The sequence below is a fragment of the Aquipuribacter hungaricus genome (assembly GCF_037860755.1).
Taxonomy (GTDB): domain Bacteria; phylum Actinomycetota; class Actinomycetes; order Actinomycetales; family JBBAYJ01; genus Aquipuribacter; species Aquipuribacter hungaricus.
In genome coordinates this window covers 1-9,106 of record NZ_JBBEOI010000154.1, presented here as the reverse complement: position 1 = coordinate 9,106, position 9,106 = coordinate 1, and the positions used below count along the sequence as shown (strand labels likewise).

The 9,106-nt window shown below is 76.7% G+C and carries 6 protein-coding genes and 1 pseudogene; 4 read left to right on the top strand and 3 right to left on the bottom strand.

The window, feature by feature from the left end:
- Nucleotides 1-2,019 (top strand): annotated as a pseudogene (locus WCS02_RS14305) (hypothetical protein); the annotation flags it as partial.
- 142 nt (nt 2,020-2,161) lie between these two features.
- Nucleotides 2,162-4,546, top strand: a complete 2,385-nt coding sequence (locus tag WCS02_RS14300) for an FG-GAP repeat domain-containing protein (protein WP_340294375.1) — start codon at nt 2,162-2,164, stop codon at nt 4,544-4,546.
- A gap of 19 nt (nt 4,547-4,565) precedes the next feature.
- On the opposite strand, the gene rfbA is transcribed toward WCS02_RS14300, so the two are convergent.
- Complete coding sequence (gene rfbA / locus WCS02_RS14295) at nt 4,566-5,456, bottom strand: glucose-1-phosphate thymidylyltransferase RfbA (RefSeq protein WP_340294373.1); 891 nt, start codon at nt 5,454-5,456, stop codon at nt 4,566-4,568.
- 42 nt (nt 5,457-5,498) lie between these two features.
- Here rfbA and rfbB point away from each other — a divergent pair, with 42 nt between their 5' ends.
- Both rfbB and WCS02_RS14285 read left to right on the top strand, forming a co-directional pair.
- A complete protein-coding gene (gene rfbB, locus WCS02_RS14290; RefSeq protein ID WP_340294371.1) occupies nt 5,499-6,488 on the top strand; it encodes a dTDP-glucose 4,6-dehydratase in 990 nt (329 codons plus the stop codon).
- Nucleotides 6,488-7,075 carry a dTDP-4-dehydrorhamnose 3,5-epimerase family protein gene (locus WCS02_RS14285; protein WP_340294369.1) on the top strand — a complete coding sequence of 196 codons (588 nt, stop codon included), beginning with the start codon at nt 6,488-6,490 and terminating at the stop codon, nt 7,073-7,075. The genes rfbB and WCS02_RS14285 overlap by 1 nt, the downstream gene beginning before the upstream one ends.
- Here the strand turns inward: WCS02_RS14285 and WCS02_RS14280 are convergent.
- Both WCS02_RS14280 and WCS02_RS14275 read right to left on the bottom strand, forming a co-directional pair.
- Nucleotides 7,055-8,221: a lysylphosphatidylglycerol synthase domain-containing protein gene (locus WCS02_RS14280; RefSeq protein WP_340294367.1), complete on the bottom strand. Its 1,167-nt coding sequence runs from the start codon at nt 8,219-8,221 to the stop codon at nt 7,055-7,057. The two genes, WCS02_RS14285 and WCS02_RS14280, sit on opposite strands and share 21 nt — an antisense overlap.
- Nucleotides 8,218-9,009 (bottom strand): class I SAM-dependent methyltransferase, encoded by a 792-nt coding sequence (locus WCS02_RS14275; RefSeq protein ID WP_340294365.1) that lies wholly within the window; start codon nt 9,007-9,009, stop codon nt 8,218-8,220. The genes WCS02_RS14280 and WCS02_RS14275 overlap by 4 nt, the downstream gene beginning before the upstream one ends.
- Nucleotides 9,010-9,106: the final 97 nt, after the last annotated feature.

The window sequence follows — 9,106 nt, the reverse complement described above, 5'->3', positions numbered from 1 at the left end:
CCCGCCCCGGCCACGGCGCCCCCGCCGCCGGCTCCGGCCGGTCGACGGGCCGGCCTGCTCCCGCGTGCCGCCCGGCAGGGGCCGGAGGTGCTGGCGCTGGCCGGGTGCGTGCTCGTCGCCTGGGCCGCCGCGCTCGTGGCCGCCGACCGCGTGACCACCCCGCTCGGTGTCACGGGGGTCGTCGTCGCCCTCGTGGTGGCGCTGCTGCTGCGACCGCGGCTCCCGGCCGGCCCGGTCCTGCCGAGCCTGCTGGTCGCCCTGCTCGCCGTGGCCTCCGTGCTGCTCAACCGTCCCTACGCCACCACCGAGCTGCTGCTCGGCCGGGACCCGGCGGCCTACGGCTTCGCCGCGACCTGGCTCGTGGACCACCCGTCGGTGGACGTCCCGCTCGGTGCCGGTCGCGGCGCGGGCATCGGGTTCCAGGTGCACGGCGACGCCGTGACCCCGCTGTGGACGCACGCCATGCCGGCGCTCGGGGGGCTCCTGGGGCGGGCCCGGGGCGCCGACGCGGCCCTGGAGGTCAACCTGCTGCTCGGCGCGCTGGCCCTGGTGTCGGTGTTCGTCCTCGGCCGGCGGCTCGCGGGGGACTGGGTCGGCCTCCTCGTCGCCACGGCCACCGCCGTCAGCCTGCCGTTCGTGCACTTCACCCGCGGCATGTACTCCGAGGTGGCGACCACCGCGTCGGGGGTGCTCGCCGTGGCGCTCGGCCTCGCGCTGCTGTCGACCTGGTCCCGGCGCACGGCCGTGGCGACCGGGCTCGCCCTGGGCGCCGCGGCCGCCAGCCGCATCGACGGCCTGCTGCCCGCGGCGGTCCTCGTTCCGCTGCTCGCCCTCGCAGCGCGGGTGGACGGCCGGGCGCCCGGTGCCACGTCGGCCCGGGTGCGGCTGGTGCTGCTCGGGCTCGTGCCCGGACTGGTGGCGGGCCAGGTCGACCTGTGGACGAGCTCGCGGCGCTACATGGGCGTTCAGCTCGAGCTCTTCCTGCCCGTCGCCGGGGCGGCCGCCGTCGGGGCGGTCCTCGCGCTCCTCGTCGTCGCCGCGCCGGTCCGTGCCGGGCAGCGCCTCACCGGCCTGCTCACGGGCGCCCGTCCGGCGGCGGTCCTCGGCGGCGCCGCCGGCCTGGGCGTGGTGCTCCTGCTCACCCGGCCGCTGTGGGACGTCTCCCGCCACCACGAGAACCGGAACCCCCTGACGGAGTCCGTCCAGGCGGCCGAGGGCCTGCCGCTGGACGGCTGGCGGTCCTACGAGGAGCAGGTGGCGCCGTGGCTGGCGGCCTACCTGGGCTGGCCCGCGGTCCTGGCCGCGCTCGTGACGGCGGTGCTGCTCCTGCACCGGGCGCTGCTGCGGCGCGAGCCCGCCGCCGCGGTCGTCCCGGTCGTCCTGCTCGTGTTCCTGGCCTACCTGTCCGCCCGGACGAGCATCACCCCGGACAACGTGTGGGTGGTGCGGCGCTTCCTGCCGCAGGTGGTGCCGCTCACCGTCGTCCTCGCGGGACTGGCCGTCCGCCTGCTCCACGACGAGGGCGGGGCCGCGCGGGTCGTGGGGTGGGTGCTCGGGGGCTCGCTCGTCCTGCTGCCGCTGCTGGCCACCGCGCCCGTGGCCACGCACGTCGAGGGCCGCGGGCAGCGGGAGGCGGTCGCCCGGCTCTGCGCCGCGGTCGGGGACGCCGACGTCGTCGTCGCCGGGCCGACGTGGCCGTCGGGGACGCTGCGGGTGCACTGCCGGGCCACGGTCTGGGAGGAGGGCTCGCCCACGCCGGCCCGGCTGGCGGAGGCCTCCGACGCGCTCGGCCGGGGGACCGTCGTGGTCACCACCGAGCCGTCGGAGGTGCCGTGGCGCGACGGGGACGAGCCGCCCCCCACCGTCCGGCAGCAGGTGGAGCGGCTCGAGCGGACCTTGCGGCCCCCGCCCACGTCGGTGGTCCGGGAGGACGTCGTCTGGTGGGTGGGCGAGCTGGGCAGCGACGGGCTGGTGGACCCGGTGCCGCCCGACGACGGCGGGGACGGTGCCGTGGGCTAGACGGCCGCACCGCCTGTCCCGCCCGTCCCGACCGCCCCCCCGTCCCGTCCGCCCCGCCCCCACGCCCGGACCGGCCCGCTCAAGGGCCGGAGCACCGCTGCCGATGCAGGCACCACCTCCCGCCCCCGACCCCGAGGGACCCATGCGCACGCTCGCCGTCTCCACCGTCCTGCCCGCCACCGTCCTCGCCCTGCTCGCCGGCACCCTTGTCGGCACCGCCCCCGCCGAGGCGGCGGTGGGGCTGACGAGGGTGTGGTCGGTCCAGCTGCCCGGCACCACCGTCCGCGAGTCGTCCGTCCTGGCGACCGACCTGGACGGCGACGGCCAGCAGGACGTCGTCGTCGGCGGCTACGACGCCCGGGTGCGCGGCCTCGACGGGGTCGACGGCTCCGTGCTGCCCGGCTGGCCCGTCGCGGTCAACCGGGGCGTGAACTCCAGCCCCGCCGCCGGGGACGTCGACGGCGACGGCCGCCCCGAGGTCGTCGTGGGCAGCGGCCGTGCCGTCGCCGAGGACCAGGTCGGCGCCCTCAACCGGATCGAGCACGACGGCCGCCTGGCGTGGTCCTTCGCCGCCCGCGACGTCGTCAGCTGTCCGTCGGACTACCCGTCCTGCTACTTCGCCTCCCCGCCGGTCCACTCCACGCCCGCGCTGGGCGACATCAGCCGCGACGGCTCCGCCGACATCAGCTTCGGCACGCTCGGCCTCACGAGCCTCTGGTCGGTCCGCGCCGACGGCACCGCCCGCCCGGGCTTCCCGTTCTACTCCGACGACACGATCTTCTCCTCGCCCGCCCTGCACGACGTGGACGGCGACGGCACGACCGACATGATCATCGGCACGGACTCCACGCCCGGCCCGCCGGTCGACCACCAGGGCGGCGTGCTCCGGGCGATGCGCGGCGACGGGTCCCAGATCTGGGAGTTCCGGGCCGACGAGATCTTCCGCTCCTCCCCGGCCGTCGGCGACGTCGACGGCGACGGGCGCCCCGAGGTGGTCGTCGGCACCGGCGACTTCTACAGCGCCCGCGGCGCCGGGCGCGACGCCACCAAGGTGTTCGTCCTGGACATGCAGGGCCGCCTCGAGCGGACCATCGAGACCCACGGCAACACCTCGGCCGCTCCCGCGCTGGCCGACGTCTCCGGTGACGGGCGCCTCGACGTCGTCATCGGCACCGGCACGCGGAACTCCCCGGTCGACGGCGGGCGCGTCCAGGCCTACGACGGCGCCACCGGCGTCCGCGTCCTCAACACCTTCGCCGGCGCGGTGCGGGAGGACATCGTCGGCGGGGTCAGCACCGCCGACCTCGACGGCGACGGCCGGCAGGACGTCCTCGCGGCCACCGGCAGCGGCGTCTACGTCCGCTCCGGCAGGGACGGCTCGCTGCTCGCGCAGCTCAACGTCGGCAAGGTGTCGTACCAGAACACCCCCACCGTCACCGACGTCGACTCCGACGGCCGGCTCGACATCCTCCTGGCAGGCACCACCCCCGCCGGCACGGCCGTCGTGGAGCGCTACGAGCTGTCCGGCACGCAGGGGCGCACCGGGGCGACGTCGTGGCCGACCTTCCGCCACGACGCGCGCCGCACCGGCAGCGCGACCCCGCCGCCGCTGACCCAGCAGGCGCCCGACCACTGCGCGACCGCCGCGGGGCAGGGCTACTGGATGACCGCGCGCGACGGCGGCGTGTTCGCCTACTGCGGCGCCTCGTTCTTCGGCTCCACGGGCGCGCTGCGGCTCAACGCCCCCGTCGTAGGCATGGCCGCCACCCCGACCGGCTCGGGCTACTGGCTGCTCGGCCAGGACGGCGGCATCTTCAGCTACGGCGACGCGGTGTTCCGCGGCTCGACCGGCGCCATGCGGCTCAACGCCCCCGTGGTGGGCATGGCGCCCACCCCGAGCGGCTCGGGCTACTGGCTGCTCGGCCAGGACGGCGGCATCTTCAGCTACGGCGACGCGGTGTTCCGCGGCTCGACCGGCGCCATGCGGCTCAACGCCCCCGTGGTGGGCATGGCGCCCACCCCGAGCGGCTCGGGCTACTGGCTGCTCGGCCAGGACGGCGGCATCTTCAGCTACGGCGACGCGGTGTTCCGCGGCTCGACCGGCGCGCTGCGCCTCAACGCCCCGGTCGTCGGCATGGCGCCCACGCCCGGCGGCGGGGGCTACTGGCTGCTGGCGCGCGACGGCGGCATCTTCGCCTTCGGCGACGCGCGGTTCCTCGGCTCCACCGGCGCCACGAGGCTCAACAGCCCGGTGGTCGGGATGGCCGCGACGCCGTCCGGCAAGGGCTACTGGCTGGTGTCCGGCGACGGCGGCATCTTCACCTTCGGCGACGCCGGCTTCCACGGCTCGTCCGGCTCGGCGCCGGGGGCGGGGCCCGTCGTGGGCATCGAGTCCGCGCCGGACGGCAAGGGCTACTGGACCGTGGGCGCGGACGGCTCCGTGCGCGCCTACGGCTCGGCCCGCTACCTGGGCGCCCCCACCGGCGCGCTCGCGCAGCCGGTCGTCGGCCTGGTGGCGCGCTCCTGAGGGGCTCCCGGGCCGCCGGTCAGGACGGCGGTGACGGCGGCTCGGGCGGGAGCTCCAGGAGCGAGGCCAGGTAGCGGCCGTAGCCGGTCGTCCCGTGCGACGAGGCCACCCGCAGCAGCGCCTCGTCGTCCAGCAGCCCGGTCCGCCAGGCCACCTCCTCGGGGCAGCCGATCTTGAGCCCCTGCCGCTCCTCGATGGTGCGGACGAAGTTGCCGGCGTCCAGCAGCGAGTCCACCGTGCCGGTGTCCAGCCACGCCGTGCCGCGGGGGAGCACCTCGACCTGCAGCCGGCCCTGCTCGAGGTAGCGGCGGTTGAGGTCGGTGATCTCGTACTCGCCGCGCGCCGACGGTCGCAGCTCCTTGGCCAGGTCCACGACGTCGTCGCCGTAGAAGTACAGCCCCGGGACGGCGTAGCTGGACCGCGGGGCCGCCGGCTTCTCCTCCAGGTGCGTGGCCCGGCCCCGCTCGTCGAACGTGACGATGCCGTAGCGCTCCGGGTCGGCGACCCGGTAGGCGAACACCGCGGCCCCGTCCAGGTCGGCGAAGCGGGTGAGCTGGTGGCCCAGGCCCGGGCCGTAGAAGATGTTGTCGCCCAGGACGAGCGCCGCGGGCCCGCCGGCCAGGAACTCCTCGCCGATGAGGAACGCCTGCGCCAGGCCCTCCGGGGCGGCCTGCGCCGCGTAGGTGACGGAGATCCCCAGCTGCGACCCGTCGCCGAGCAGCCGCGCGAACGCCGGGGCGTCGTGGGGCGTCGTGATGACGAGCACGTCGGTGATGCCCGCCAGCATGAGCGTGGTGAGCGGGTAGTAGACCATCGGCTTGTCGTAGACCGGGACGAGCTGCTTGCTCACGCCGAGGGTGACCGGGTGCAGCCGCGTGCCCGAGCCGCCCGCCAGGATGATCCCTCTCACTGACCTAGTGTGGCAGCGACCACGTCCGGCACTGGAGGTCCGATGCGTCTGCTCGTCACCGGGGGGGCCGGGTTCATCGGCAGCCACTACGTGCGCACCGTCCTGCAGGGCGGCTACCCGGGCTACGCGCCGGACGAGGTCGTCGTCCTGGACGCCCTGACGTACGCCGGCAGCCTGACGAACCTCGACCCGGTCGCTGACGACCCGCGCCTGCAGGTCGTGCACGGCGACGTCCGGGACGAGGCCGTCGTCGACCGGGTGGTCGCCGGCACGGACCACGTCGTCCACCTCGCCGCGGAGTCCCACGTCGACCGCTCGATCGGTGCGGCGACGGACTTCGTGACGACCAACGTCGTCGGCACGCAGGTGCTGCTCGACGCGGCACTGCGCCACGGCACGGCGCGGTTCGTCCACGTCTCCACCGACGAGGTCTACGGCTCGATCGACGAGGGGTCCTGGCCCGAGGAGCACCCGCTGCAGCCCAACAGCCCGTACTCCGCCTCCAAGGCCGGCAGCGACCTGCTGGCGCTCGCCGCCCACCGCACCCACGGCCTCGACGTGAGCGTGACGCGCTGCTCGAACAACTACGGGCCCTACCAGTTCCCCGAGAAGGTCGTCCCGCTGTTCACGACCAACCTGCTCGACGGCGGCACCGTCCCGCTCTACGGGGACGGCGGCAACGTCCGCGACTGGCTGCACGTGTCCGACCACTGCCGCGGCCTGCAGCTGGTGCTCGAGGGCGGGCGGGCCGGCGAGGTCTACAACATCGGCGGCGGCACCGAGCTCACCAACCGCGAGCTCACCGACCGCCTGCTCGCGGCCACCGGGCGCGGGCAGGACGCCGTGGTGCTCGTCGAGGACCGCAAGGGCCACGACCGGCGGTACTCCGTCGACCACTCCAAGATCACCGCCGAGCTGGGGTACGCCCCGCACGTGCCGCTCGACGAGGGCCTGTCGAGCACCGTGGCCTGGTACCGGGACAACCGGTCGTGGTGGGAGCCGCTGCGGGCCCGCGCGGCCGGGGCCCGCTGATGGAGCGCCGCGAGCTTGCCGTGCCGGGGGCCTGGGAGCTGACGCCGGTGCAGCACGCCGACGACCGGGGCCTGTTCTACGAGTGGTTCCGCGACGACGACATGGTCGCCGCCACCGGCCGCTCCTTCGACCTGCGACAGGCGAACTGCTCGGTGTCCGCCGCGGGGGTGCTGCGCGGGATCCACTACGCCGACGTCCCGCCCGGGCAGGCCAAGTGGGTCACCTGCCTGGCCGGGGCCGTGCTCGACGTCGTCGTCGACCTGCGGGTGGGCAGCCCGACGTTCGGGCGGTGGGACTCGGTCCTGCTCGACGGCACCACGCGCCGGGCGGTCTACCTGGCCGAGGGCCTGGGGCACGGCTTCCTGTCCCTGCAGGACGGCTCCACGGTGGCCTACCTCTGCTCCTCGCCGTACGCCCCGGGCCGCGAGCACGAGGTGCACCCGCTCGACGAGGACCTGGGTATCGCCTGGCCGACCGAGGACGCCGCCGGCGCGCCGCTGCAGCCGCGGCTGTCGGCCAAGGACGCGGCCGCCCCCGGCCTCGCCGACGCTGCCGCGCGCGGCCTGCTACCGCGCTGGGCCGGCTGAGGGACGAGGTCTGTCCGCGGGGTCTGTGGGGCCCGTCGGGTCGCCCGGGTCCGACCGCCCTGCGGCGTCGTCCGGGTCCGGCGGCAGTATCCGCAGCACGCCGCTGGAGGCCGCGGCCAGCCCGAGGTCGACGGCGGTGAGCGCGACCCGCGACACCAGCGCGACCGCCAGCGCGGGCGGCGCGCCGACCAGGGGCGCGAGCACGAGCACGAGGACGGCCTCGCGGGCGCCCGCACCCGCCGGGGCCGCGACGGCGAGGAACCCCACGACCCACGCCAGCGCGCAGGCGCCGACCGCCGCCCTCAGCGCCCCGGGGCCCGGGTCGAGGGGGCGCAGCAGCAGCCAGGTGGACGTGCCGTAGGCAGCCCACGCCAGCAGCATGAGGGCGGCGGCCCGCCCGGCGGCCGACCAGGTCGGTCGCGGGGCCAGCGCGGCATCCCGGCCGCGGACCCGCTCGGCGAGGCGCAGCAGCAGGCCCAGCACGGGCGGGCAGAGGGCGAGCAGGCCCAGCGAGGCGGCGGGGTAGAGCAGCGGCGCCCAGCCGGCGGCCACCGAGGGGCCCGCGAGGGCGACGCCGACCACGGCACCGGTCACCAGGTGCGTGAGCAGGAACAGCGTGGTGGCGGTGAGGATGGCGGCACGGGTCACCCCGGAGCGGCGCGCCAGCAGCGCCTGGGCGAGGAACGGCCACAGCGACCCGGGCAGGTACTTGCCCGCCTGGGTGAGGTAGAAGACCTGGTGCGCCTGCAGCCGCGGGGGCGCCGGGGCGAGCGAGGCCAGCCACACGCGCCAGCACTCCCCGGTGGCCAGGACGCCCAGGAGCGTGAGGACCAGGCAGCCCAGCGCGGCCGGCACGCCGATGTCGGCGAGCGCGGCGCCCACCTCTGCGCGCCGGGTCCAGACGTACCAGCCGCCGACGGCGAGCACCGCGACGAGCACGACCGGCGGCAGCACCCGGGCGAGCCGCCCGAGGGCCCGGCCGCCCCGCCCCGTGACCGCAGGCGGCCCGTCGACCACCGGCTGCCCGTCGGCAGGCTGCCCGGCGACCCCGTGCTGCCCGTCGACCCCGTGCGACCCGCCCTCGGAACCGCTCCCGGGCCCGCCGTCGGTGCCGCCGTCCGGCCCGTCGGCGGGGCCCACGGTCACCGGGAGGCGCGGAACGGGTGGCGCGACAGCAGCACGGTCTCCCGCGGCACGGGCTGGCACGGGGTCGCGCCGCGGGTGCGCAGGGCGTACCAGCCCCGCCGCTCGGCTTCGCGCACCACCTCGCGGTAGCGGGGCCGCTGGGCGTCGTCGAGCAGCAGCAGACCGTCCGGGGCGACGTGGTCCAGGGAGGCGAGCAGCGACGCCTCGCGGGCGCGACCGTCCACCGTCACCAGGTCGAAGACCCCGCCCACGTCGTGGACCACGTCGACGTAGGCGCCGAAGTCCAGGCCGCGGCCGCTCGGCGCGCCGGAGCCGACCCGGGGCGCGGTGCCGGGGGCGACGGCGGGCACCTCGGGGACGTGCAGCGTCGGGGTGCACCGCAGGCCGGGCGTCGCGTCGACGAGCTCCCGGACCCGGGCCGCCCACTCGGCGTGGTGCTCGACGGCGTCCAGGCTCGTGCAGCGCCGCGCCAGCCACAGCGTGCTGGCGCCGGAGCCGTACTCGAAGACGCGCGCGGAGTACCCGCGCCCGGCGAGGAACCCGCTCACGTGGTCGATGGCCTGGTAGGTCCACCACGGCAGGTCGAAGGTGACGAGGTCCTCGGCGTTGTGCACCGCGAGCAGGGTGCGCAGGTGCGCGAGCCGGGAGCGCGGCCGCCGGGCGGTGCGGTCGTCCCAGCCCCGCAGCAGCGCCGTGCCGTCCAGGCCCTTCCGGGCCGCCGTCACCGCCGACAGGTACGCGGAGCGGAGGGGGCCGGAGTCGAGGAGCTCGCGGGGGGCGTCGGGCACGGCGGGAGCCTAGCGAGGAGCCGCGCCGGCCCCGCCCGGGTCGCCCGCTCCGCTGGCCCCGTCCGGCCGGCCGGCGGCACGGGCGTACACCGCGGCG

Excerpts from the sequence above, each read along its gene's own strand:
- WCS02_RS14300 (WP_340294375.1), top strand. The coding sequence starts at position 2,162 with ATGCGCACGCTCGCCGTCTCCACCGTCCTGCCCGCCACCGTCCTCGCC.
- rfbB (WP_340294371.1), top strand. The coding sequence starts at position 5,499 with ATGCGTCTGCTCGTCACCGGGGGGGCCGGGTTCATCGGCAGCCACTAC.
- WCS02_RS14285 (WP_340294369.1), top strand. The coding sequence starts at position 6,488 with ATGGAGCGCCGCGAGCTTGCCGTGCCGGGGGCCTGGGAGCTGACGCCG.